Here is a 22,675-nt window from a genome sequence, read left to right on the forward strand (position 1 = left end):
ATGCGGGTCACCGAGATCTTCTTCAGCCTCCAGGGCGAGGGGACGCGGGCCGGCCGGCCCTGCGTCTTCGTGCGCTTCACGGGCTGCGACCTCCGCTGCGGCTACTGCGACACCGCCTACGCCTTCCACGGCGGCCGCGAGCTCTCCCGCGCGGAGATCCTGGCCGAGGTGGCGCGTCACCCGTGCAAGCTCGTCCTCCTCACCGGCGGCGAGCCCCTCCTGCAGCGCGAGCTGCCGGAGCTCTCGGCGGAGCTGCTCGCGCGCGGGTACGAGGTGACGGTCGAGACGCACGGGCAGCGCCCCACCGAGGCGCTGCCGGCCGAGGTGGTGCGCATCGTCGACGTGAAGACGCCCGGCTCGGGCGAGGTGGCCACCGAGCTCAGCTACCTGGACCGGCTGCGGCCGCACGACGAGGTGAAGTTCGTCGTCTGCTCCGAGGAGGACTGGCGCTGGAGCCTGGACGTCATCCGCCGGCACCAGCTCGCCGGGCGGGTGCCGCTGCTCGTCTCGCCGGTGCACGGGGCGGTGGAGGCGAAGGACCTGGCGCGCTGGATCCTGGAGAGCGGGGTGGAGGCGCGCCTGAACCTCCAGCTGCACAAGATCGTCTGGGGCGCCGACGCGCGCGGGGTGTAGGCCCCCGCCCGCCCGCGGCCTGGCGGGCGCGGCGGCCGCGCGCGCTTGACGGTGGAAGCGAGAGGGCGCTACGACTCTGGCCGTGTTCCAGCCCGACGAGAGCCTCGGCTACCTCCCCGCGTCGCGCGAGCAGGTCGTGTCGCTGCTCGAGAGCATCAACCAGCCGCAGATCTCCATCCCGGGCAAGGCGGCCCAGACCGCGCAGGCCTACCTGTGCGGGCTGCGGAACGCCGACGGCAGCTTCGCGGTGTTCGCCTCGCTCTTCCTCTCGGCGGCGGGCGAGAACGTCATCTACGCGCACGCCCCGCCGCGCCTCCCCGGCGGCCAGTACGCCGCGGCCGAGAGCGAAGGCCGGCAGTTCCTCGAGTCGATGGGCTTCATCCTCGACGACCTCAACTTCCGCGGCATGGCCCCCGAGCAGCAGGCGCTCGCCATGGAGCGCGTCCCGCTCTTCTCGGCGCCCCGCGCCGCTCCGGCCGACCGCGTCACGAGCCCCGCCGCCCTGGCGCGGCTGCTGGCGAGCTTCTGACCATGACCTCCCTCTCCGCCTCGCGCCGGCTCCTCGTCCCCGGCGCGCTCCTCCTCGCCGCCGTGCTCGCCTGCGCCAGCGCCCCCACGCGCAAGGAGCGGGAGGCCGCCGAGATCCACTTCCAGCTCGGGGCCGAGGCGCTCCAGGGGGGGCGGCGCGACGACGCCCTGCGCGAGTTCAACGAGGCGCTCCAGCAGGACGAGCGCCACGCGCCCGCGCACCTCGGCCGCGGCATCGTGTACCAGTACTTCGGCAAGCTGCCGGAGGCCGAGGCCGACTACCGGCGGGCCCTGCAGCTCGACCCGGGCTTCTCCGACGCCCACAACGCGCTCGGGCAGCTCCTCGCCCAGACCGGCCGCCTCGAGCTGGCGGTGGGGGAGTTCGACCAGGCCCTCGGCAACGTGTCCTACCGCGAGGCGTACGTGGCCCGCTGCAACAAGGGCCAGGCGCTCTACCGCATGGGCAAGCACGAGGAGGGGGTGGCGGAGCTCCGGACCTGCCTCTCGAACGCGCCCCGCTACTGCCAGGGGCACCGCGCGCTGGGGCAGATCCAGCTCGAGCAGGGCAAGGTGAAGGACGCCCTGGCGAGCCTGCAGCGCTACACGGAGCTCTGCGAGAAGGTGCCGGACGCCTGGTTCCAGCTCGGGCTGGCGCAGATGCGCGCCGGGGACCCGGAGCAGGCGCGGGCCGCCTTCGAGCGCTGCGAGTCGGTGGCGGGCGACGCGCCGATGGCCGAGCAGTGCCGGCAGGAGGCGAAGGCGCTGCAATGAGTGAGGCGCGGGGCGGCGAGGCGGCGGCGGGCGCGTTCGGACGCTGGCTGCTCCAGGAGCGCGAGCTGCGCGGCCTGCCGCGCGAGGAGGTGGTCCGCCTCACCAAGCTCGGGCCCGGCGTCATCGAGGCGCTCGAGTCGGGCGACCCGGAGCGGATGCCCCCCAAGGCCTACGTGTTCGGCTACCTGCGCACCTACGCCGCGGCGGTGGGCCTCGACGCGGACGACGTCGTCCTGCGCTGGCAGGAGGTGGTCGGGCCGGAGGCGCCGCAGGGTGAGGCGCCCGTCCGCCGCCCGCTGCCGGGGGCCGCGCTCACCGTGGGGACCGTGGTGGTGCTGCTGGCGCTGGCCCTGCTGGCGTACCTCCTGCTCGACCCGCCGCGCGAGCGGGCGCCGCTCAAGCTCGAGCGGCCGCGCGCCGTCGAGCGCGCGCCCTACGCGCCCGCGCCGCCGGGGCGGTGAGGCCGGTGGCCGACGCGCTCAAGCTGACCGGCGTCGTCCTCCGCACCGTCGACTATGGCGAGTCGGATCGGGTGGTGACGCTGCTCACCGCCGAGCGCGGCAAGGTCTCGGCCTTCGCCCGCGCGGCGCGCGCGTCGCGGCGCCGGTTCGGCGGCGCCCTCGAGCCGTTCACGCTCCTGCGGGCGGAGGCGCGGGAGCGGCGCGGGGCGGACCTCGTCTCCCTGGAGAGCGTGGCGGTCGAGCGCGGCTTCGGCGCGATCCGGGGCGACCTGGCCCGCATCGCCTGCGCCGGCTACGCCTGCGAGCTCGCCCGCGAGCTGGTGCGCGACGCCGAGCCCCATCGCGAGCTCTTGCGGCTCCTGGTGGAGTACCTGGCGCGCCTCGACGCCGGGCCGGCGCACCCGACGGCGCTGCGCGCCTTCGAGCTGCTGGCGCTCGGCGCCGCCGGCCTCATGCCGCGCCTCGGCGCCTGCGCCCGCTGCGGCGGCGCGCTCGAGGCGGAGGGGCGGCTCGCCTTCGACGCCGCCCAGGGCGGCGCGCTCTGCGCGGGGTGCGCGCCGCGCGCCTCGCCCGCCGCGCCGCGCCTGGCGGCCGCGACGCTCCGGGCGCTGGCGCGGCTGCAGGAGGGCGGGCTCGCGCTCGCGGGCGCGGAGCCGCTCGCCCCCGGCGCCGGCGTGGAGGCGCGCGAGGCGCTCTCCGCCTTCCTCGAGCACCACCTGGGCGGCCGGCTGGCGAGCCGGCGCTTCCTCGACGAGGTCGGGCCGCTGCTCGGCGGGTGAGCGTCGGGCCGAGCGGCCCGCTCCGGGAGCGCGCCGGGCGCGGCGCGCTGCTAAGTGGTCTCCGGGCGCGCCCCGGCGGCGCGGAGGAGGAGCCATGGACCCGCGCAGCGAGACGGCGCTCGACGAGATCGCCGACGGCATCTACCGCATCAGCACGCCCGCCCCCGCCATCCCGGGCGGCTTCAGCTTCAACCAGTACCTCGTCGCCGACGACGAGCCGCTCCTGTTCCACACCGGGCTCTGCCGGATGTTCCCCGCGGTGCGCGCGGCGATCGCGCGCGTCCTGCCCATCGAGCGCCTGCGCTTCGTCGCCTTCTCCCACCTCGAGCAGGACGAGTGCGGGGCGCTCAACGAGCTGCTGGCGGCGGCCCCGCGCGCCGAGGCCGTCTGCAGCAGGATCGGCGCGATGACCTCGGTGGGCGACCTGGCCCTGCGCCCGCCGCGCCCGCTCGGCGATGGCGAGCGCCTGAAGCTCGGGCGCCACGAGGTGATGTGGTGGGACGCGCCGCACGTGCCGCACGGCTGGGACTGCGGCTTCCTCTCCGAGCTGACCACGCGGACCCTCTTCTGCGGGGACCTCTTCACGCAGCCGGGGGTGAGCCCCGCGGCGCTCGTCGAGGGCGACATCCTCGGGCCCTCGGAGGCGCTCCGGGCCAAGCTCGACTACTACGCGCACGCCCCCGCGACCCGGGCCACCCTCGAGCGGCTGGCCGGGGCGGCCCCCGGGACGCTCGCGTGCATGCACGGCGCCGCCTGGCGAGGCGATGGGGCGAAGCTCCTGCGGTCGCTCGCGGACGCGGTGGCGGGGACCTGAGCCCGGTCCGCGCGGCGCCTCGGACGCGCGCCGCCGTCGTATAGTCGCCTCGCCCATGACCCCCGCCACCGAATGCCGCGACCGGCTCGAGGCCCTCCGCGCGACGCTTCGCGCGCAAGGCCTCGACGGCGCGCTGCTCGCGCACGCGACCGACGTCTTCTACCTCTCCGGCACCCGCCAGAACGCGGCGCTGTGGGTGGCCGCGGAGGGCGAGGCGCTCCTCCTCGTGCGCAAGAGCCTGGCCCGGGCGCGGGAGGAGAGCCCGCTCCCGGACGTCCGCCCCTTCCCGCCCTCGAAGGAGCTGGCGGCGGCGGTGGGGGCGCCCCGCCGGGTGGGGTTCACCTTCGACGCCGTGCCCGGGGCGGTGGAGCGGTTCTGGGCGCGCGCGCTCGGCGCGGAGCTCGTCGACGTCTCGGCGCCGCTGCGGGCCCAGCGGAGCGTGAAGTCGCGCTGGGAGCTCGCGCGGATGCGGGAGACGGCGGCGCTGCTCGCCGGCGTCTACCGGGAGATCCCGTCGTTCCTGCGCCCCGGGCTGCGCGAGGTCGATCTCTCGGCCGAGGTCGAGTACCGGCTGCGGCGCGGCGGCAACGAGGGCAGCCCCCGGCTGCGCGGGTTCAACCAGGAGTTCTTCATGGGGTTCGCCCTCGCCCCCGGCTCGTCCACCGCGCCGAGCTACTTCGACGGGCCGGTCACGGGGCGCGGGCTGTCGGCGTCCTCGCCGCTCGGCGCCTCGCTCGAACCCATCCCCCCCGACGTGCCCATCCTGTTCGACTACACGGCCATGAAGGGCGGCTACGTGACCGACCTCACCCGCATGGCCGTCTGCGGCCGGTTCGCGCCGGAGCTGGCGCGCGCGTTCGAGGTCGCGCTCGCCATCCAGGAGGAGGTGCGGCGGCGGCTCCGCCCCGGCGAGGTCCCCTCCGCGATCTGGGCGCGGGCGCGTGAGGTGGCGGAGCAGGCTGGCCTGGGCGACCGGTTCATGGGCCCTCCCGGGGCGCAGGCGCGGTTCGTCGGCCACGGCGTCGGGCTCGAGCTCGACGAGCTGCCGGTGCTCGCGCCAGGGTTCGACGCGCCGCTCGCGCTGGGCCACGTGGTCGCGGTCGAGCCGAAGTTCGTCCTGCCGGGCCTGGGCGCCATCGGGATCGAGAACACCTTTGCGGTCGGGGAGGGCGGCGGCGAGCGGATGACCGAGCTGCCGGACGACCCGATCGTGGTGTGATGGCGCAGCCCAGTCGAAGTGACGCTTGCGATGGGGGGTGTTTGCGGGGGGAGAGTTCTCCCCCCGCAAGTGAGGCGCCGAAGGCGCCGGACCTGATCTCACGGCGGGGCGGCGCCGCCGCGATCAACCCGACCGAGCGCCGCCGTGAGGCCGGGCGGGCGCGCGCCTCCCCAGGGCGCGGGCAGCCAGGCGGGTCATTGCCGCTCCGGGCGCCACGCTGCATGCTACGCAGCGGTGCTCGCCGCCGACCCTCACGCCCATCCCGCCTCACCGCACCCGGAGCCGGAGCGGGACCTCCCGCCCGACGCCGAGCGGCACGTCGACGCCCGCGCGCGGGTGCTGGTGGTCGAGGACGAGCACGAGCTGCGGCAGCTCATCGCGCAGTGGCTCGAGCTGCGCGGCTACCAGGTGGTGGAGGCGGCCGACGGGGTGGACGCGGTCGACCTGCTGCAGGCCGGCCTGGAGCCGGACCTCATCCTGCTCGATCTCACCATGCCGCGGATGGACGGGCGCGCCTTCCTCGACTGGCTGCGCGCGCAGCCGAAGCACGCCCATCGCCGGGTGATCGTCGCGAGCGGCTACCTCGACGAGGACCCGCCGGTGCGCGCCGACCGGACCTTCGCGAAGCCGTTCCGGCCGGATCTCCTCGAGCGGGAGCTGGCGCGACTCGTCTCGGAGTGAGCGCGGCCGGCCTGGATCAGCGCAGCTCGGCGAGCAGCGCGCGCCACGCCGCGCGCTCCCGCGCCGGGTCGACCAGCGGCCGCAGCGCCTGGACCCGCGCGCGGAGCTCGCCCAGGAACCCCGCGTCCTCCTCCGCCCGGAGCGCGAGCGCCGCCAGCGCCGCCTCGTCGCCCACGGGGTAGAGGCCCGGGTAGTCCGGGCCGAGGACGCCCACCGAGCCGTCCACCCGCGTCGAGAGCACCGGCACGCCGGCGGCGATCGCCTCGGAGACCACGTTCGCCCCGCCCTCGAGCCGGGAGGTGACGGCGAGCAGCGCGCTCCCCGCGAGCGTCGCGAGCGCGTCGCGGCGCGGGTGCTCCCCCGCCCAGCGGTAGCGCGGGTTCGCGGCCATCTCGCGGCGGGCGCGCGCCTCCGCGCCGGCGTCGAGCGCGGCGCCGAGGTGCAGGAGCTCGGCGCGGGAGCGCGGCGGCAGCAACCGCATGGCCGCGGGCGCCAGGAAGACGTCCTTCACCGAGCGCAGGTGGGCGAGCAGGCACAGCCGGAACACGCCCTCCGGCGCCGGCGCCGGCGGGACCGCGCGGGCCGACTGCAGGATGGGGCGAGCCTTCGCGCGCACCGCGGGTGGGAGCGCCTCGATCCCGAGCGGCTGGAGGACGGTGAGCCGCGTCGCGAGCTCGAGCGAGCGGCGCGCCTCGGGGCTGGCGGGGAGATCCTGGTACAGGTCGGTGCCGGCCAGGCCGACGACGAGCGGCGCGTCGGGGCGGCGCTCGCGCCAGGCGGCGGCCGACGGGTAGCTCCGGGTGGCGTGGAGCGCCACCAGGAGGTCGCAGGGCTGCCCGGTCCACGCCTCGGCGAGGGTGGCGCGGTGGCCGAGGGCGCGCAGGTGCGCGGCCCAGCGGAGCGCGGTGACGCGGTTCCCCTTGTGCGAGCCGCGGGGCGCGGGCGTGACGATGAGGATCTTCACGTGGGGCAGGTCCGGAAGCCCGCCCACGGATCGCGGCGATCGGGCGTGTAGAAGTTGCGGAAGGTGGCCCTGAGCAGGCGGCGCGGCGTGGCGAAGCTTCCGCCGCGCAGCACCTTGTGGGAGCCGAACCAGGGCTGCGAGTACTCGCGGTACGGGTCGGGCGAGAAGCCAGGGTAAGGCAGGAAGTCGCTCGCGGTCCACTCCCAGACGGCGCCCCAGGTGAACGCGCCGGCCGCGGCCTCCCACTCCGCCTCCGAGGGCAGCCGGCGGCCGGCCCAGCGGCACCACGCCTCGGCCTCGTACCAGCAGGCGTGGACCATGGGCCGGTCCGGCTCGAGCGGCACCCAGCGGTCGAAGTCGCGGCGGGCCCAGCCGCCGTCGCGCCGGGCCCAGTACACCGGCGCCGCGGCCTCCGCGGCGGCGCGCCAGCGCCAGCCCGCCTCGCCCCACAGCTCGCGGCGGCGGTAGCCGCCGTCCTCCACGAACTCGGCGAAGCGCCCCTGGGAGACCGGCGCCCGGGCGATCGCGAACGGCGCGAGCGCGACGGGGTGGGCCCACTTCTCGTTGTCGAAGACGAAGCCGTCGCCGGCCCGCGCGCCGACGAGCCGGGTCCCGCCCTCCACCGGCACGTCGCCGGCGAGCTCCGCGCCGGCGCGACCGGCGGCCGCGGGCGGGAGCGGCGGCGCGGAGCGGGCCAGCGTCTGGCGCGTGAACGCCATCGCCTCGAAGTGCATGTCCTCGTGGAAGACCGAGAGCTCGACGAAGTACCGCTCGGCCGCGCCGCCCGCGACGAGCGCCAGCACCTCCCGCTCGACCTCGCGCAGGTAGCTCAGGGTCTCGGCGCGCCCGGGCAGCGCCAGCTCCCACCGCGCGTCGTGCGGGACGGCGGCCGAGTCGTAGAACGCGTCGCCGTCGGGGCGGAGGGGCGGACGCCCGGCGGCGTGGCGCAGCACCCACTTCTCCTGGAACCACCCGACGTGGCCGAGCTCCCAGAGCGGCGGGTTCACGATGGCCAGCCGGGGGACCGCGAGCTCGCTCTCCGCCGCCGCCGCCTCGAGCTGCAGGGTGCGGCGGCGGGCCTCCTCCACGATCGACGCCAGGTCCTGCAGCATGCCAGGACATCTACCGCGGGCGGCGCGCGCGTGCCCTGGCGGCGAGCAGGGCTCCGCCGGGCGAGCTCCCCGCGGGGTGAGCGCGGTGACACGCCCGAGACACGGCGCGCTTAGGTCCGGGGTCCCCTCGGAAGGAGACCGGATGGCGCTATACCCCGAGCTGTTCAAGACCATGGAGCGCGCGCGCTGGAACCTCGCCAGCGACGTGGCGTGGGAGCGGTTCGACCCGGCCGCGCTGAGCGACGACCAGGCGCTGACCGTCAAGATGAACGCCATCACCGAGTGGTCCGCGCTCCCGGCCACCGAGATGTTCCTGCGCGACAACCGGCACGACAGCGACTTCTCCGCCTTCATGTCGATCTGGTTCTACGAGGAGCAGAAGCACGCGCTCGTGCTCATGGAGTACCTGCGGCGGTTCCGCCCCGACCTCCTCCCGAGCGACGAGGAGCTGCACGCGGTGCGCTTCGAGTTCGACCCCGCCCCGCCGCTCGAGACGCTCATGCTCCACTTCTGCGGCGAGCTGCGCCTGACGCGCTGGTACCGGCGCGCCGCCGCCTGGCACACCGAGCCCGTCATCCGGCAGATCTACGAGCTCGTCGCGGCCGACGAGGCGCGGCACGGGGGCGCCTATCTCCGCTACATGCAGCGGGCGCTGGCGGCTGACGGCGCCGCGGCGCGGGCGGCGTTCGCGCGCATCGGCGTGCTCATGGCCAGCGCGGGCCGGGGGGGCAAGCCGCTCCACCCGACCAACCTCCACGTCAACAAGGGCCTCTTCCCGCGCGACACCGTCCAGAGCCGGCTGCCGGACCCCGCCTGGCTGGAGCGGTGGCTCGACGAGCAGATCCGCTTCGACGCGCGCTGCGAGGAGCGGGTGGAGCGCGCCATCCTGCGCAGCCTCTCGGCGCTCCTGGGTGAGCACTTCGAGAGCGTCCGCGACCTCAACCGTTACCGGAAGGCCGCCGCGGCCGAGGCCGCCGCCGGGGACCGAGGCTCACCCGGAGATGGCGACCGCGGCGGCCAGCGCGGCGGTGAGCGCCAGGGCGAGGGCCACGGCGTCGTGGCTGGGGCCCATCCGCCGCCGGGGTAGCAGCCGGATCACCTGGCCCTGGCCCTGCTCGCGCCCGCTCGGCCCCGCCCGTCTCGAGGACATGTCGCGCTCCTCCGCTCGCCCGCGCCGTAGCAGCCCAACCCCGCGGCGGCGCCTTCCGTTCCGTGAGGGGGGACGCGCGAGGCGCGCGGGTGTGAGGGAGCGCGGGTGGCCGGCGGGTCGAGCGCCGCGAGGGGCGTCACGGGGCCTCGACGCGGACCCCGTCGGCCAGCCGGTCGCTGGGGTGGACGATCACCCGGTCGCCCGGCGCGACGCCCTCCACGATCTCGACCGCCGCCTCGCCCGCGGCGCCGGTCCGGACCGCGCGGAGCCGCGCGCGGCCGGCCTCGACCGCGAAGAGCGCCCAGCCGTCGCGCTGGCGGAAGAGCGCGGCGGCCGGCACCTGGGTCACGCCCTCGCGGTCGGAGACGATCACCGCCGCGTCGAGCGCGAAGCCGTCGCCGAGCCCTTGCCAGCCCGGACCCACCGGATCGACGAGGACGTAGACCCGCTGCTCCTCCACCCCGAGCGCCGACACCTTCGTGAACGCCGCCGGCTCCACCCGCCGCACGGTGCCGCGCAGGGCGCCGTCGCCGCCCCAGTGGCGGACCTCCACCGGCGCGCCCGGCCCGACGCGCACCGCCTCCGAGCTGAGGAGATCCACCCGCGCCTCGAGCCGCGCCGGATCGCCGAGCTCGAGCAGCGGGGCGCCGGCCGGCAGGGGCGACTCGCTCTCCTGCAGCACGCGCAGGACGCGGCCGGCGGCGGGCGCCCGCACCTCCACCGGCGCGGCGCCCGGGCCGCCCCCGGCGGCCAGCGCCGCCGCCGCGGCCTCGGTCTCGCCGCGCGCCTGGCGGACGGCGGCCTCCGCCATCTCCAGCTCGTGCCCGCGCTCGGCGGCCGCGGTCTCCGCCTCCTCCAGCTCGCGGGGCGCGAGCGAGCCCCCGCGGGCGAGCGCCCGGGCGCGCTCCTGCGCCGCCCGCGCCAGCGCGCCCGCGTGGCGCGCCCGCTCCAGCGTGCGCCCGGCGAGCGCCTCGGCGCCGCGGGCGGCCGCGAGCCGGCCCCGCAGCTCGGCGCGGGTGCGCGCGTCGAGGGGCGCCGGCGCGGTGGCCACGATGCGCGCCACCACGTCGCCGGCCTGCACGGCGTCCCCGGCCGCCACCGCGAGCCGGAGGAGGTGGCCCGGGACGGGCGCGGCGACGAGGTACCGCTCCCGCACCCGGGTCCGGCCCGGGCCCTCCACCGTCACCTGCAGGCGGGCGCGGGTGGCCGTGGCGAGCTCGACCGGCACCGAGGCGGGGCGGAGGGCGAGGGCGAGCGCCGCCGCGCCGCCGGCGGCGGCCAGCGCGGCGATGGCGAGGCGCTTGCGCGGGGCGGTCATGATCACTCCTTCGCCTTCAGCACCGCCACCAGGTCGAGGCGGGCGAGCCAGCGCCGGGCGTGGAGCGCGACCGCGCCCGCCGCGGCGAGCACCACCAGCGCGGCCGCGGCGCAGTTGCCGCGGGTGACGAGCGCCGGGAGCCGCATGAGCTCCGAGGCGGTGGCGCGCGCGGTCAGCCCCACGAACCCGGCGCCCACCAGCCACCCCAGCGGCACCGCCAGGAGGAGCTGCGCGCCGACCGCGCCGGCCACCACCCGCCAGGTCTCGCCCACCGTGAACCCGACCACGCGCAGGGTCGCGAGCTCGCGCTCGCGCTCGGCCAGCGCGACGCGGGCGGCGTTGTAGACGACGCCCGCGGCGATGACGACCGCGAAGAAGCCGAGGAGGGTGGTGAACCAGAGGAGGCTGTCGTCGATCATCTTCGCGAGCGAGGCCAGCGTCGGCCCGCGCAGCGCGACCGAGGCCACCCGCGGCGCCGCGCGGAGGCGGGCGAGCAGCGCGTCCTGCCGGGCCGGATCGATCGCCAGCCACGCGCCGGTCACGAGCTCGCCGTCGCCCGCGAGCCGCGCCAGGGCCGGGGCCGCCAGCGTCGCCTGCACGCCCAGGAGGTCGTCCACCGTCGCCGCCACCGGCAGGTCGGCGGCGGCGCGGGTGCCCTCGAGCAGCTCGACCCGCAGCGCGTCGCCCGGCGCGACGCCGAGCGTCTCCGCCAGGCGCAGGCTGAGGAGGAGGCCGCGCGGCGGCACCGGGACCGCCCGACCGCCGCCGTCGACGACACGGTGCAGGCTGGCGCCCGGCGCGAGCCCGACCAGCGCGGTGCGGTAGGAGCGGTGGCCGGCGCGGAGCGAGACCGGGACCGCCCGCCACCCCTCCGCGGCCGTCACCCCGGGCAGCGCGCGCAGCTCCCGCAGCGCGTCCGCCGAGCGGACCACCTGCGTGAAGCCCACGGTCACGTCCTCGCGCGCCGCGACGTCGAACTGCTGGGTGACGAGGAGGTGGGTCGCGTCCCGCATGAACGAGGCCACCACCATCACGCCCACCGCGGTCGCCATCCCCGCGCAGGAGAGCGCCGTCCGGAGCGGCCGCCGGCCGAGGTCGCGCAGCACCATCCGCCCGGCCGGCGAGAGGTGGCGCCCGAGGCCGAGCCGCTCGAGCGCGCTCGGCCGGTAGGTGGGGGGCGCCTCCGGGCGCATCGCCGCGGCGGGCGGGAGCCGGGCGGCCCTGCGGATGGCCCCGGCCGCCCCGGCCAGCGCCGCCGCGAGCGCGAGCGCGGTGGCGAGGGCGACGACGTCGAGGTCGAGGGTGTAGCGGAGCGCCGGGAAGCGGTAGTAGCGGGCGTAGACCCGGGCCAGGCCCGCGCCCATGAGGAAGCCGCCGGCGCTCCCGGCGGCCGCGCCCGGCAGCACCGTGAGCAGCGGGAAGCCGGCGTAGTGGAGCGCCAGGCGGAGGTCCCCGTAGCCGAGCGCCTTGAGCGTGCCGAGGTGCGTCCGCTGCAGGGCGACCAGGCGCGACAGCGCCACCCCCACCAGGAACGCCGCGACGCCGAGGAAGATGGCGGGGATGAGCGTCGCCAGGGCGCGCAGCTGGGCGATCTCGTCGCTCACGTAGCGGTGGGACGGGTGGCGGGCGCGCTCGTAGGCTCCCTGCCCGCCCCAGGGCGCGAGGAGCCGGTCGAGCCCCGCGAGGACGGGCCCGGACGGCGCGCCCGGCGCGAGGCGGACGGCGATCGAGCTGAAGGCGTCCTTCAGGTCGAGCGCGGTCGCGAGCGGGGTCCGGGCCATCCACAGGACGCCGAAGTGACGGTCGTCGGGGACGAACGCGCCGGGCGCGAGGACGAAGAGGTGCTCCGGCGACAGCGCGACGCCGACCACGGTGAGCGCCTGCCGGCGGCCGTTGATGACGGCGACGAGGCGGGCCCCCTGCGCGAGGTGGTTCGCCTGGGCGAAGCTCTCGCTCACCAGGACCTCGCCGGCGCGGTCCGGGGCGAGGGAGCGCCCGCTGCGCAGGTGCAGCCGCGAGAGCCGCGGCGCGCCGTCGTCGGGGAGGGAGGTGAGGAGCGCGCTCGCGGGCTCGCCGAGCCCGGGGACCTCCAGCGTGACCTGCGCCCCGACGCGCGTCTCCACCTCGGCCACGCCCGGGAGGAGGGCGGCACGCCGCGCCACCGGCTCGGGCGCCCGGCGGCACTCGGCGAAGACGTGCGGGAACGCGTAGCCCGCGTAGTAGGCCGCCTGCGCCCGCTCCAGGGCGCGCCAGGTCCCCATCGCCCCGACGAAGGTGGCGACGGCGCAGGCGACGAGCAGGGCGATCGCCAGCAGCTGGCCGCGCGCGCCCCACAGCTCGCGCAGCAGCTTGCGCCGGAGCGCCTTCACCAGGCGATCTCCCGCGGGGAGCGGCGCGAGGCGTTCCGCGACTCCCGGGCCACGCGCCCGTCGGCCATCCGGACCACGCGGTCGGCGCACTCCGCGATGGCCGCGTTGTGGGTGATGACGAGCACGATGGTGCCGAGCTCCCGGTTCACGCGCTCGAGCACCTCCAGCACCGCCCGCCCGGTGGCCGCGTCCAGCGCGCCGGTGGGCTCGTCGCAGAGGAGGACGTCCGGGCGCTTCGCCACCGCCCGCGCGATGGCGACGCGCTGCTGCTCGCCCCCCGAGAGCTGGGAGGGGAAGTGGTCGAGGCGGTGCGAGAGCCCCACCCGGTCGAGCGCGTCCTCGGGCGCGAGCGGGCGCGGCGCGATCTCGGAGGCGAGCGCGACGTTCTCGCGCGCGGTGAGGCTGGGGATGAGGTTGTAGAACTGGAAGACGAACCCGACGTGGTCGCGGCGGTAGGCGGTCAGGCGCCGCTCGTCCGGCGCCGCCAGGTCGTGGTCCCGGTAGCGGACGAGCCCCGAGGTGGGGACGTCCAGGCCGCCGAGGACGTTGAGCAGGGTCGACTTGCCCGACCCGGACGGCCCCAGGATGACCACGTACTCGCCGTCCCAGACGCGCAGGTCCACCCCCTGCAGCGCCGGGACCTCGACCTCGCCCATGCGGTAGGTCTTCGTGAGCGCGCGCGCCTCGAAGGCGGGCCGCCCCACCTCGCGCGACATGACCGCCCGATGATGGGCGCTCGGGCCGCGGCTGTGCGCCGGCGTGAGGGGGTGCCCCGAGCGGGCGGCCGGGCCGGACGCCCGTCCGGTCCTCCGGTCACTCCGGGGACAGCAGGTAGCAGCTCGCCTCCTGCCGGACGCAGCTCGCGTCGAGCCACAGCGTCCGCGCGTCGCCGGGGAGCGGGAAGTCGATCACGCGCACCACCTCCGCCAGCCGCGCGTCGTCGGGGAGGAGCTCGGGGAGGCGGTTCGGCGCGGCGAGGAGGCGCTCGCGCTCGAAGGCGTGCCCGACGTAGGTCGGGTACACCGCCAGGTAGAGGATGTTCTCCTCGACGAGGTCGTTGAAGAAGTGCGAGCCGAGCGAGACGTCGGGGATGACCTGCCCGAGCTGCATCACCTCGCACACCGCCGAGGCGCGCTGGATCTCGGCGAGCGACACCGGCACGCCGAGCGAGGGGGTGGTGGTGCCCCAGCGCCCCGGCCCGACGAGCAGCAGCCGCAGCTCGCCGGCGGGCGCGAGGCGCGTGGCCCGGCCCACGACCCGGCCCACCTCGTGGCGCTCCTGGGTCGCCAGCGCGGCGTAGGCCTCGGGGTCGACGAACACGACGCGGTCGACCGGGGTGTGCGTGCTCTGCCCCACGACCGGGCCGCGGCTCTGGAGGAGGAGCGCGCCGGGCGCGAGCTGCCGCGGCATCGGGGCGGCGCCGCCGCCCTCGCGCACCTGGAGCGGCCGGCACTGCACCACGTTGAGCCGGAGCTGGCCGTCGCGGCCGAAGTTCCCGGTGAACTCGACGTCGACCGGCGTCCCGTAGGCGTCGCGCAGCGCGGCCAGGATCTCCCGCATCTCCTCGGGGAACGGCGTCCCCCACAGCAGCTCCTCGAAGGTCAGCACCCAGCCGCCGCCGCGCTGGCGCGCGGTGGCGAGCAGCCGGACCGGCAGCCCGGGGCTGTACCGGATCACCTCGTCCACGCCGAGGGAGGTGAGCCGGCGCGCCTCGAGGTCGAGGACGTCGACGCGCCGCTGCGCGTACTCGGTCACCTCGTCGAGGCTGGTCTCGGGCCGCAGCGAGGGGGCGTTGAGGGCCACGATGCGGGTGTAGTCGTCGTCGGCGCGCTCCACGGCGCGGGTCCCGAGCCCGAACACGAGCCGCACGACCCCGGCCTGCGGGTCGATCCGCTCGTCCCAGACGTACGGGTTGTAGGAGAGGGCCACCCCGGCGAGCTGCGGGTAGAACATCGCGCCGTGGAGCCCCCCCGAGACGCGCTGGACCAGGACCGCCATCTGCTCGTCCCGGTCGAGCAGGCCGCGCCGCTCGCGGTAGCGGAGCGCCTCCTCGCTCATGCTGCTCGCGTAGACGGTCCGGATCGCGGAGAGCACGGCCTCGAGCCGCTCCGCGGGCGACCCCTGGTTCGGGCAGAAGACGCTCTCGTACTTCCCGGTGAACGCGTTGCCGAACCCGTCCTCGAGCAGCGAGCTCGAGCGCACGATGATGGGCGACTGCCCGTAGTGCTCGAGCATGGCCACGAGCTGCTGCACCACGAAGTCGGGGAAGGTGCCGGCGAGCACCCGCGCGCGCGCCGCGGCGGCCACCTCGAGGAAGGGGCCCCCGCCGCGCAGCTCGCGGCGGGCGCGCCAGCAGCCGTTCCGCACGAGGTAGCTGTAGAACACGTCCGAGCCGATGAACCAGGAGTCGTGCGGCTCGAGCCGGGTGCTCCAGCGCGGGTGGGCGCGGGCCAGGATCGCCCGCGCCACCAGCATGCCGGCCGCCTTCCCGCCCACGAGCCCGGTCCCGATCATGCGCCGCTGGACGGCGAGCAGGTCGCCGAGCTCGAGCGAGCGGCCGGCCAGCTCGGCGAACCGGTCGTCGCGGGTGAGCACCATCCGGAGCAGCGCCTGGAACGCGAGCTGCTCGTCCTTCCAGGGGCGGGCGCCGGCGCGGCACGCCTCGCGGAGCTCGCGCGCCTCGCGGAAGCGCCGGTCCCAGACGTCGAGGCGCCCCAGCCCGGCCGGCGGCCGATCGGCCACGTCCGCCAGCTCCGCGCTCTCGGTGAGGGCGCGGAGGTCGTCGCCCTCCCAGGCGTGCGGCAGGTACAGGGTGGGCGTGTGGCGCCCCTCGACCCTGAGCGGCTGGACGTAGAGCCCGCGGCGCCGCCGGAACACGTCCACCAGGACCTGGGTGGTGTTGCGGATGGCGTCGATCGCCTGGGTGGCGTGCTGGTCGCGCAGCAGCCCGAAGCAGGTCACGGTCGCGAGCTCGTACAGGTACGGGCACGTGACCATGAAGAAGTTGCCCAGCATGAGGTCGCTGTACCAGTCGGCGGCCAGATCCGAGAGGCAGTCGAAGACGTGGAACGCGCCCGGTCCGGCCTCCGCGATGGCGCGGTGGATGGCGGCGGTGAAGCTCTCGAAGCCGATCGCCGGCGAGAGCCGCTCGACGCGGACGCCGGCGCCCTCCTCGACCAGCGGCGCGTGGCGGGCGAAGCGGAAGTAGACGAGGCGGCGGCCCTGCGCGAGCGCGCGCGCCACGAACGGCCGGGCGAGGAGCGCGTAGTCGTCGGTGGACTCCACCTGGAAGACGACGTTGTCGCCCGCCCGCAGCCCGCCGAGCACGCCGTCGAGCGCGGGCAGCCCGGTGCTGGGGGCGGCGGGATCCGCGCCGGAGGGCGAGGTCATCGCGCTGGACGGTTGTGGGGAAGCAGGCGCTTCGGGCACACTGATCGCCTTTCGGGCAGTGGGATCGCGCCCAACCACCGAAACGGAGGCAGGACATGGGGATGAAGTCGGACGAGCGGCTGGAGACGATTTACCAGGAGGTCCTGAAGCGTAACCCCGGCGAGACCGAGTTCCATCAGGCGGTCCGGGAGGTGCTCGAGTCGCTCGGGCCGGTGCTGGCGAAGTACCCGGAGTTCCGGGAGCGCAAGATCATCGAGCGCATCTGCGAGCCGGAGCGGCAGATCATCTTCCGCGTCCCGTGGCAGGACGACAAGGGGGAGGTGCACGTCAACCGCGGCTTCCGGGTCCAGTACAACAGCGCGCTCGGTCCGTACAAGGGCGGCCTGCGCTTCCACCCGTCGGTGTACCTCGGCATCATCAAGTTCCTCGGCTTCGAGCAGATCTTCAAGAACGCCCTCACCGGCCTGCCCATCGGCGGCGGCAAGGGCGGCTCCGACTTCGACCCGAAGGGCAAGTCGGACAACGAGATCATGCGCTTCTGCCAGAGCTTCATGACCGAGCTGTGGCGGTACATCGGCGAGTACACCGACGTCCCGGCGGGCGACATCGGCGTGGGCGGCCGCGAGATCGGCTACATGTTCGGCCAGTACAAGCGGCTCACCTCGAAGTACGAGGCGGGCGTGCTCACCGGCAAGGGGCTCGACTACGGCGGCTCGCTGGTGCGGACCGAGGCCACCGGCTACGGGGCGACCTTCTTCGTCCAGGAGATGCTGCGCGCGCGCGGCGACGAGGGCTTCGGGGGCAAGACCTGCGTCGTGTCCGGCTCCGGCAACGTCGCCATCTACACCGTCGAGAAGATCCACCAGCTCGGCGGCCGCGTCGTCGCCTGCTCCGACTCGAACGGCTTCGTGCTCGACGAGAAGGGGATCGACCTCGAGCTGCTGAAGCAGCTCAAGGAGGTCGAGCGCCGGCGCATCCGCGACTACGTCGAGTACCGCAAGCACGCGCGCTACGTGGAGGGCGGCAACATCTGGAGCGTGCCGTGCCAGGTGGCGATGCCCTCCGCGACGCAGAACGAGCTCAACGGGAAGGACGCGGCGCAGCTCGTCAAGAACGGCTGCATCGCGGTGGGGGAGGGCGCCAACATGCCCACCACGCCGGAGGGCATCCGCGTCTTCCTGGAGGCGAAGATCGCCTACGGTCCGGGCAAGGCCGCCAACGCCGGCGGCGTGGCGACGAGCGCGCTCGAGATGCAGCAGAACGCCTGCCGCGACAGCTGGACCTTCGAGTACACCGAGAAGCGGCTCGCGCACATCATGAAGAACATCCACCAGAACTGCTGGGACACCGCGGAGGAGTTCGGCGCCAAGGGCAACTACGTCGTGGGCGCCAACATCGCCGGCTTCATCAAGGTGGCCAAGGCCATGGTGGCGCACGGGCTGATCTAGCGGGCGCGGACCGGGCGCACGCCCCCTCTCCTCCGCGGTCCGGGTGGAGAGGGGGACACCCCGGGGCGCGGGTCTCTGCGACCCGCCCTGGTCGGGAGCAAGCCACCCGGGCGATCGAAAAAGTCCGCGCGGCGTCGCGGGTGACCGGCGGCACATCGGCTGCAGAGCGGGCGCGCGCCGTCCGTTCCCCCGACTGCCGGAGCCGCGCCCATGCACCTCGATCTCACCCTCAAGACCAAGGTCGGCGCGGCGTTCGCGCTGGCCTTCGCGCTCGCCGTGGCCGTCGGGGCGGTGGCGCTCCTCGCCACCCGCGACCTCCGCGATCGCCTGGTGGACGTGGCGGAGCGCGACGTCGCCTCGGCCACGGCGGTGGGGGCCTTCTCGGAGGCGCACACGGCCGTCATGCGCCGCCTGAACGGCTTCGCGCTGGGGGTGGATCTGACCCTGGCACAGCGGGCGAACGCGTACGACAAGACCGACGAGGCGGCGCGCCGCTACGACGAGGCCGCCGAGCGCTACCGCGCGATCCCGCACGGCCCCGCCGTGCAGGCGGCGTGGAGGGCGCTCGAGGCGAGCGACCGCGCCTTCCGGCGCAGCGCCCAGGACGCGCTGCAGGCGGCGCGGGAGCGCGACCGGGCGGCGGCGGCGGGCGCGACGCCCGAGGCGACCCGGGCCGCGGACGCGCGGGTGCGGGCGCTGTGGGAGCGCGCCTCGGAAGAGGTGAAGGGCGCCGACCGCGATCTGCAGCAGCTGAGCGCCGCGCAGGTCGCCGAGACGGCCGCGCACGTGGAGGACGGCCGGCGGGCCGCCGCGGGCGCGGTCGCGGCCGCGGTGGCGCTGCTCGCCGCCGCGGGCGCCCTGCTCCTCGGCCTGGGCTGGGGGGTCGCGCGCGCGGTCGGACGGAGCGTGCGGGTGCTCGCCCTGGAGGCCGAGCGGCTGTCCGGGGCGGTGGGGCGGGGCTCGCTCGACGAGCGAGGCGCGCCCGCGCTGGTCGCGCCCGAGTTCCGGCCGGTCGTCACGGGCCTGAACGGGATCATGGACGCGTTCCTCGAGCCCATCCGGCGGTCGAACGGGCTCGTCGAGGAGCTCGCCGACGGCCGCGTCCCGCCCGTCATCGAGGCGCGGTACGCGGGCGAGTTCGAGGCGGTGAAGCAGCGTTGGAACGCGCTCTTCGAGGCCACCCGGCGCCGCACGGACGACGTCGCCAAGCTCCTCGCGGCGGCGCGCGAGGGCCGGCTCGACGTGCGCGTCGACGCCTCCGGATACCGCGGCTACAACGGCAAGACCGTGGAGGACCTGAACGCCGTCCTCGACACCATCGACGCGCCGCTGGTCGAGGCGACCGCCGTGCTGGAGCGGCTCGCCGAGCGCGACCTCACGGCCCGGATGCAGGGCGCCTACCCGGGCGACTACGGCCGCATCAAGGCGGCGGTGAACGCGACGGCGCAGGCGCTGCAGGACGCGCTGGCGCGCGTGGCCACCACCACCGCCGGGGTGTCGGCAGCCTCGGCCCAGATCGCGGCCTCCAGCCAGGCGGTCGCGGCGGGCGCCTCCGAGCAGGCCGCCTCGCTCGAGGAGACCTCGAGCCAGCTCGAGGCGATGGCGGCGGCGGTGAAGAGCTCGGCCGGGAGCGCCCAGCAGGCGAGCGCGCTGGCGCAGGCGGCGCGCGGGATGGCGGGGGAGGGCGCCACGGCCATGGAGCAGATGGCGAGCGCGATGGCCAGGATCCGCGCCTCGGCCGAGGGCACCTCGCAGATCATCAAGGACATCAACGAGATCGCCTTCCAGACCAACCTGCTCGCGCTCAACGCGGCGGTGGAGGCGGCGCGCGCCGGCGAGGCGGGCCGCGGGTTCGCGGTGGTCGCGGAGGAGGTCCGCTCGCTGGCGCTGCGGAGCAAGGAGGCGGCCACCAAGACGGAGGAGCTGATCCGCGACTCGGTCCGGCAGACCGGCGAAGGCGACGCGACCGCCCGGGCGGTCGCGCGGAAGCTCGGGGAGATCACGGGCAGCGTGGCCCAGGTGACCGACCTCGTGACGGAGATCGCCGCCTCCTCGCGCGAGCAGTCGTCGGGGATCGAGCAGGTGGCCCGCGCGGTGGAGCAGATGAACGCGGTGACGCAGCAGAACGCCTCGAGCTCGGAGCAGTCCTCGGCCGCGGCGCTCCAGCTCTCCGGGCAGTCGGACGAGCTCTCGGCGCTGGTCGGCGGGTTCCGGCTGGAGGCCGGCGGCCGGCTGGCGCGGCCCGAGGCGGCCCGGGCGCGGTCCAGCGCGCTCGCCCGCGCGGGGGCGAGCGCGTAGGCCCGGCCCTCGCGTCAGGGGGGCGGGGAGCGCGGGAGCTCCACCGTGAAGGTGGTCCCGCCCTCGCCGGTCGCCACCTCGATCGTGCCCCCGTGGGCCTCGACGAGCGACCGCACGATGAACAGCCCCAGCCCCACGCCGCCGCTCGCGTCGCGGCGGTCGGAGGCGCCGCGCCGGAACGGCTCGAAGATCACGGGGAGCACCTCGGGCGGGATGGGCGGGCCCTCGTTGTGCACCTCGGCTCGGACGGCGTCCGGCTGCCCGGAGAGGCGCACCTGGACCGGCGCGCCCGGGGTGCCGTGGTGGCAGGCGTTGCCGACCAGGTTGGAGAGGATCTGCTCGAGGCGCTCCGGGTCCCAGCGCCCGGCCAGGTCGCCCGCCTCGGACAGGTGGATGACGCTGCCGCGCCAGGCGGTGCGGACCTCCTGCACCACCGCCCGCCCGACCTCCCCCAGGTCCGCCTGCTGCGGCGCGACCGCGAAGCCTCCGGCCACCCGCAGCCGCGTGAAGTCGAGCAGGTCGCGCACCAACCCCGACATGCGGGCCGCGCTCGACACGATGCGCTGCGCGGCGCGGAGGCGCGCGGTCGGCAGGTCGGGGGCGCGCGCGAGGAGCGCCGCCGAGCCGGCGATGGCGTTGAGCGGGGTGCGCAGGTCGTGGCCGACGATGCCCATGAGCTGCTGCTGCAGCTCGAGGGCGCGGCGCTGCTCCTCCTCGCGGCGCCCCCGGTCCGCGAGGTGCCCGCGCACGGCCACGGCGGCGGCCGCGACGAGGAGCAGCAGGCCGGCGTCGATCGCGACCGTCAACCAGCCGGCGAGCGAGAGCCCGTGCTGGGCCCGGCGGTCGGCCTCCCCGAGGTCGCGCCGCTGCAGCGCCGCCAGCTCCTCGACCCCCGCCGCGGCGAGCCCGAAGGGCGCGCTGCAGCCGGGGCCGTCGAGCGCCCGCGGCAGCTCGCGCAGCGCCGCGAACCAGATCTCCGACCGGCCCGTGCCCCCCGCCGCGTCCGCGACGAGCCGCTCCCACGCGGCCGCGATCTCGGCGCGCGGGGCCTCCGGTGGGGCCGCCTGCGGCTCGGGCGCGAGGGGGAGGCCGGCGCAGATCGCCTCCGCCTTGCGGAGCGCGGCCGAGAGGTGCTCGGCGGCGGCGAGCGCGCGGAAGCCGTCGGTGACCGCCGCGGCCTCGGTGCGGCGCGTCTCGATCACGCGCGAGGACACGGCGGCGCCGCCCAGGGTGCCCGCCGCCAGCAAGCCGAAGAGCACCGAGACCCGTGTCGGAACCAGCCTCAAAGCGCGCTCTCCTGGCTGCGCTGGCCGCTGGGGCGGAGGGTACTCGCAGCGAGCGCCTCCTCTGCGGCCAACCGAGCGTCCCCAGGATGTACCCGGAACATGGTACGACGCAACGTGCGAGGAGGGCGGAGGCTTTCCTACCTGTCCGAGCGCGACACTCCGCTGCGCCCGAGCACCCGCGCGAGCCGGCCGAGGGCGTCGGTCAGCTCGGCGGGCGGCACCGCGGTGAAGCAGAGCCGCACCCAGGTGCCATAGTCGCGCCCGGCGGCGGGGCCGGGGGTGAGCAGCACGCCCGCGTCGAGGCAGCGCTCGAGGAAGCCGGGGAGCCCTTCGCCGGGCAGGAAGTAGGGCGCCGCGTCGAGGAAGAGGAACGTGCCCGCCTCGGGGGCGGGCAGCCCGAGCGCGGCGGCCGCCTCGGCACCGGCCCGGGCGTAGAGGCGCCGCGTCTCCGCCAGCCAGGCGTCGCCCTCCTCGAGGGCGCGGGCGGCCCCGAGCTGCATGGGACGCGGGGCGCAGTACGCGTTGAAGACCTGGACGCCGCGGATGGCGCGCATCGCGTCCGGCGGCCCGTGGACGAAGCCGACCCGCCCGCCGGCGAAGGCGTAGCTCTTCGACAGCGTGTGGCTCGCCACGGTGCGGTCGGCGAGGTCCGCGCGGAGCCACAGCGGCCGGTGCGGCTGGCCGTAGACGAGCTCCTCGTAGGCGTCGTCCGCGAGGACCCACAGGTCGTGGCGCCGCGCCACGCGCGCCACCGCGTCGACGACCGGCTCCGGCAGGATGCGGCCGGTCGGGTTGTGCGGGGTGTTGACGTAGACGGCGGCCGTGCGCGGGGTGACCGCCGCCTCGAGCGCCGCCTCCGGGTCGAAGCCCGGCTCGCCGAGGCGCGTGAAGAACGGCACCTCCACCGGCGCGCAGCCGCGGGTGGTGGCGAGGCCGCGGATGAGCGGCCAGAACGGCGAGGGCAGGAGGAGCTCGTCGCCCGGATCGAGCAGCGCCGCCAGCACGAGCGCGAGGCCGGTGGTCGCGCCCGGCACGACCTGCAGGCAGGCGGGGTCGAGGTCGTGCCCGTAGCGGCCCGCCAGCCGGCGCCGGATGGCGGCGAGGAGCGCGGGCTCCCCCTGCACCGGCGCGTAGTTGTGCAGGCGCGGGTGCTCGGCCGTGCGCTGCGCCTCCGCCCGCGCGCCCTCGGGTGGGTCGAGGTAGGTGTCGCCGACGTGGAGCGGGTGGATCGTGCCGCCGCGGCGCCGCGCGCGCTCCGCGAGCGCGCTGTAGACGTCCGCGGAGAGGCCGGCGGTGGCGGCGGAGAGCGAGGGGTGGCGCGGCATGGCGGAGCGCCGGATCGTAGCACGCCGGGCGGCGCCGCTCACGGCTCGCCGGCCGGCGCGAGGCGCTGCAGCTCGACCGCGCAGGCGCCCCTCGCCTGCGGTATGAGTGGCGAACCGCCCCGGGCCGCC

General features: G+C 76.3%; 19 protein-coding genes. 11 read left to right on the forward strand and 8 right to left on the reverse strand.

Going from position 1 to position 22,675, the window contains the following annotated elements; all coding sequences use genetic code 11:
- The 8 genes from HWY08_RS14120 to HWY08_RS14155 all read left to right on the forward strand — a co-directional run bounded on the left by HWY08_RS14120 (position 1) and on the right by HWY08_RS14155 (position 5,886).
- On the forward strand, positions 1 to 633 hold the full coding sequence (locus HWY08_RS14120; RefSeq protein ID WP_176066252.1) for a radical SAM protein: 633 nt from the start codon (positions 1 to 3) through the stop codon (positions 631 to 633).
- Between the two features lie 82 nt (positions 634 to 715).
- The gene (locus tag HWY08_RS14125; protein ID WP_176066254.1) at positions 716 to 1,162 is read left to right on the forward strand and encodes a hypothetical protein; all 447 of its coding nucleotides are present in this window, start codon (positions 716 to 718) and stop codon (positions 1,160 to 1,162) included.
- 2 nt (positions 1,163 to 1,164) lie between these two features.
- Positions 1,165 to 1,932 (forward strand): tetratricopeptide repeat protein, encoded by a 768-nt coding sequence (locus tag HWY08_RS14130; protein WP_176066256.1) that lies wholly within the window; start codon positions 1,165 to 1,167, stop codon positions 1,930 to 1,932.
- A complete protein-coding gene (locus HWY08_RS14135) occupies positions 1,929 to 2,393 on the forward strand; it encodes a helix-turn-helix domain-containing protein (protein WP_176066258.1) in 465 nt (154 codons plus the stop codon). The genes HWY08_RS14130 and HWY08_RS14135 overlap by 4 nt, the downstream gene beginning before the upstream one ends.
- A gap of 5 nt (positions 2,394 to 2,398) precedes the next feature.
- Entirely contained in the window at positions 2,399 to 3,172 is a 774-nt protein-coding gene (gene recO, locus HWY08_RS14140) for a DNA repair protein RecO (RefSeq protein ID WP_176066260.1), read from the forward strand.
- Positions 3,173 to 3,266: 94 nt separating this feature from the next.
- Positions 3,267 to 3,986: an oxygen-binding di-iron domain-containing protein gene (locus tag HWY08_RS14145; protein ID WP_176066262.1), complete on the forward strand. Its 720-nt coding sequence runs from the start codon at positions 3,267 to 3,269 to the stop codon at positions 3,984 to 3,986.
- 55 nt (positions 3,987 to 4,041) lie between these two features.
- Positions 4,042 to 5,205, forward strand: coding sequence for a M24 family metallopeptidase (locus tag HWY08_RS14150; protein ID WP_176066264.1), 1,164 nt, complete (start codon positions 4,042 to 4,044; stop codon positions 5,203 to 5,205).
- 234 nt (positions 5,206 to 5,439) lie between these two features.
- On the forward strand, positions 5,440 to 5,886 hold the full coding sequence (locus HWY08_RS14155; RefSeq protein WP_176066266.1) for a response regulator: 447 nt from the start codon (positions 5,440 to 5,442) through the stop codon (positions 5,884 to 5,886).
- A gap of 16 nt (positions 5,887 to 5,902) precedes the next feature.
- Here the strand turns inward: HWY08_RS14155 and senB are convergent, their stop codons facing one another.
- Together senB and senA are read right to left on the reverse strand one after the other, a co-directional pair.
- Positions 5,903 to 6,850 (reverse strand): selenoneine biosynthesis selenosugar synthase SenB, encoded by a 948-nt coding sequence (senB, locus tag HWY08_RS14160; protein ID WP_176066268.1) that lies wholly within the window; start codon positions 6,848 to 6,850, stop codon positions 5,903 to 5,905.
- Positions 6,847 to 7,962 (reverse strand): selenoneine synthase SenA, encoded by a 1,116-nt coding sequence (senA, locus tag HWY08_RS14165; protein WP_176066270.1) that lies wholly within the window; start codon positions 7,960 to 7,962, stop codon positions 6,847 to 6,849. The genes senB and senA overlap by 4 nt, the downstream gene beginning before the upstream one ends.
- Positions 7,963 to 8,104: 142 nt before the next feature.
- On the opposite strand from senA, the gene HWY08_RS14170 reads away from it, so the two are divergent.
- Positions 8,105 to 9,049: a ferritin family protein gene (locus HWY08_RS14170; RefSeq protein ID WP_235969637.1), complete on the forward strand. Its 945-nt coding sequence runs from the start codon at positions 8,105 to 8,107 to the stop codon at positions 9,047 to 9,049.
- A 199-nt stretch (positions 9,050 to 9,248) separates the two neighbouring features.
- Here HWY08_RS14170 and HWY08_RS14175 read toward each other — a convergent pair whose 3' ends face one another.
- The 4 genes from HWY08_RS14175 to HWY08_RS14190 form a co-directional block, all read right to left on the reverse strand.
- A complete protein-coding gene (locus HWY08_RS14175; protein ID WP_176066272.1) occupies positions 9,249 to 10,430 on the reverse strand; it encodes an efflux RND transporter periplasmic adaptor subunit in 1,182 nt (393 codons plus the stop codon).
- A gap of 2 nt (positions 10,431 to 10,432) precedes the next feature.
- On the reverse strand, positions 10,433 to 12,799 hold the full coding sequence (locus HWY08_RS14180; RefSeq protein ID WP_235969638.1) for an FtsX-like permease family protein: 2,367 nt from the start codon (positions 12,797 to 12,799) through the stop codon (positions 10,433 to 10,435).
- Positions 12,796 to 13,515 carry an ABC transporter ATP-binding protein gene (locus tag HWY08_RS14185; RefSeq protein WP_176066274.1) on the reverse strand — a complete coding sequence of 240 codons (720 nt, stop codon included), beginning with the start codon at positions 13,513 to 13,515 and terminating at the stop codon, positions 12,796 to 12,798. Before HWY08_RS14185 ends, HWY08_RS14180 begins: the two co-directional genes overlap by 4 nt.
- 97 nt (positions 13,516 to 13,612) lie before the next feature.
- Complete coding sequence (locus HWY08_RS14190) at positions 13,613 to 16,189, reverse strand: PEP/pyruvate-binding domain-containing protein (RefSeq protein WP_176066276.1); 2,577 nt, start codon at positions 16,187 to 16,189, stop codon at positions 13,613 to 13,615.
- Positions 16,190 to 16,284: 95 nt separating this feature from the next.
- Between HWY08_RS14190 and gdhA the strand changes: the two genes are divergently transcribed.
- Both gdhA and HWY08_RS14200 read left to right on the forward strand, forming a co-directional pair.
- A complete protein-coding gene (gene gdhA, locus HWY08_RS14195) occupies positions 16,285 to 17,637 on the forward strand; it encodes an NADP-specific glutamate dehydrogenase (RefSeq protein WP_176066278.1) in 1,353 nt (450 codons plus the stop codon).
- A 210-nt stretch (positions 17,638 to 17,847) separates the two neighbouring features.
- Positions 17,848 to 19,935: a methyl-accepting chemotaxis protein gene (locus HWY08_RS14200; RefSeq protein ID WP_176066281.1), complete on the forward strand. Its 2,088-nt coding sequence runs from the start codon at positions 17,848 to 17,850 to the stop codon at positions 19,933 to 19,935.
- A gap of 14 nt (positions 19,936 to 19,949) precedes the next feature.
- Here the strand turns inward: HWY08_RS14200 and HWY08_RS14205 are convergent, their stop codons facing one another.
- Together HWY08_RS14205 and HWY08_RS14210 are read right to left on the reverse strand one after the other, a co-directional pair.
- Positions 19,950 to 21,221: a sensor histidine kinase gene (locus HWY08_RS14205; RefSeq protein WP_176066283.1), complete on the reverse strand. Its 1,272-nt coding sequence runs from the start codon at positions 21,219 to 21,221 to the stop codon at positions 19,950 to 19,952.
- Positions 21,222 to 21,358: 137 nt separating this feature from the next.
- Positions 21,359 to 22,546, reverse strand: a complete 1,188-nt coding sequence (locus HWY08_RS14210) for a pyridoxal phosphate-dependent aminotransferase (protein ID WP_176066285.1) — start codon at positions 22,544 to 22,546, stop codon at positions 21,359 to 21,361.
- Between the last annotated feature and the right edge of the window lie 129 nt (positions 22,547 to 22,675).

Origin of the sequence: Anaeromyxobacter diazotrophicus (genome assembly GCF_013340205.1) — a bacterium.
Classification (GTDB): Bacteria; Myxococcota; Myxococcia; order Myxococcales; family Anaeromyxobacteraceae; genus Anaeromyxobacter_A; species Anaeromyxobacter_A diazotrophicus.

What these genes read in the sequence shown, in the direction of transcription:
- HWY08_RS14170 (WP_235969637.1), top strand. Translation starts at nt 8,105, where the DNA reads ATGGCGCTATACCCCGAGCTGTTCAAGACCATGGAGCGCGCGCGCTGG.
- HWY08_RS14145 (WP_176066262.1), top strand. Translation starts at nt 3,267, where the DNA reads ATGGACCCGCGCAGCGAGACGGCGCTCGACGAGATCGCCGACGGCATC.
- HWY08_RS14130 (WP_176066256.1), top strand. Translation starts at nt 1,165, where the DNA reads ATGACCTCCCTCTCCGCCTCGCGCCGGCTCCTCGTCCCCGGCGCGCTC.
- HWY08_RS14200 (WP_176066281.1), top strand. Translation starts at nt 17,848, where the DNA reads ATGCACCTCGATCTCACCCTCAAGACCAAGGTCGGCGCGGCGTTCGCG.
- senA (WP_176066270.1), bottom strand. Translation starts at nt 7,962, where the DNA reads ATGCTGCAGGACCTGGCGTCGATCGTGGAGGAGGCCCGCCGCCGCACC.
- HWY08_RS14150 (WP_176066264.1), top strand. Translation starts at nt 4,042, where the DNA reads ATGACCCCCGCCACCGAATGCCGCGACCGGCTCGAGGCCCTCCGCGCG.
- HWY08_RS14210 (WP_176066285.1), bottom strand. Translation starts at nt 22,546, where the DNA reads ATGCCGCGCCACCCCTCGCTCTCCGCCGCCACCGCCGGCCTCTCCGCG.
- gdhA (WP_176066278.1), top strand. Translation starts at nt 16,285, where the DNA reads ATGGGGATGAAGTCGGACGAGCGGCTGGAGACGATTTACCAGGAGGTC.
- HWY08_RS14120 (WP_176066252.1), top strand. Translation starts at nt 1, where the DNA reads ATGCGGGTCACCGAGATCTTCTTCAGCCTCCAGGGCGAGGGGACGCGG.
- HWY08_RS14135 (WP_176066258.1), top strand. Translation starts at nt 1,929, where the DNA reads ATGAGTGAGGCGCGGGGCGGCGAGGCGGCGGCGGGCGCGTTCGGACGC.
- HWY08_RS14190 (WP_176066276.1), bottom strand. Translation starts at nt 16,189, where the DNA reads ATGACCTCGCCCTCCGGCGCGGATCCCGCCGCCCCCAGCACCGGGCTG.
- HWY08_RS14185 (WP_176066274.1), bottom strand. Translation starts at nt 13,515, where the DNA reads ATGTCGCGCGAGGTGGGGCGGCCCGCCTTCGAGGCGCGCGCGCTCACG.
- HWY08_RS14175 (WP_176066272.1), bottom strand. Translation starts at nt 10,430, where the DNA reads ATGACCGCCCCGCGCAAGCGCCTCGCCATCGCCGCGCTGGCCGCCGCC.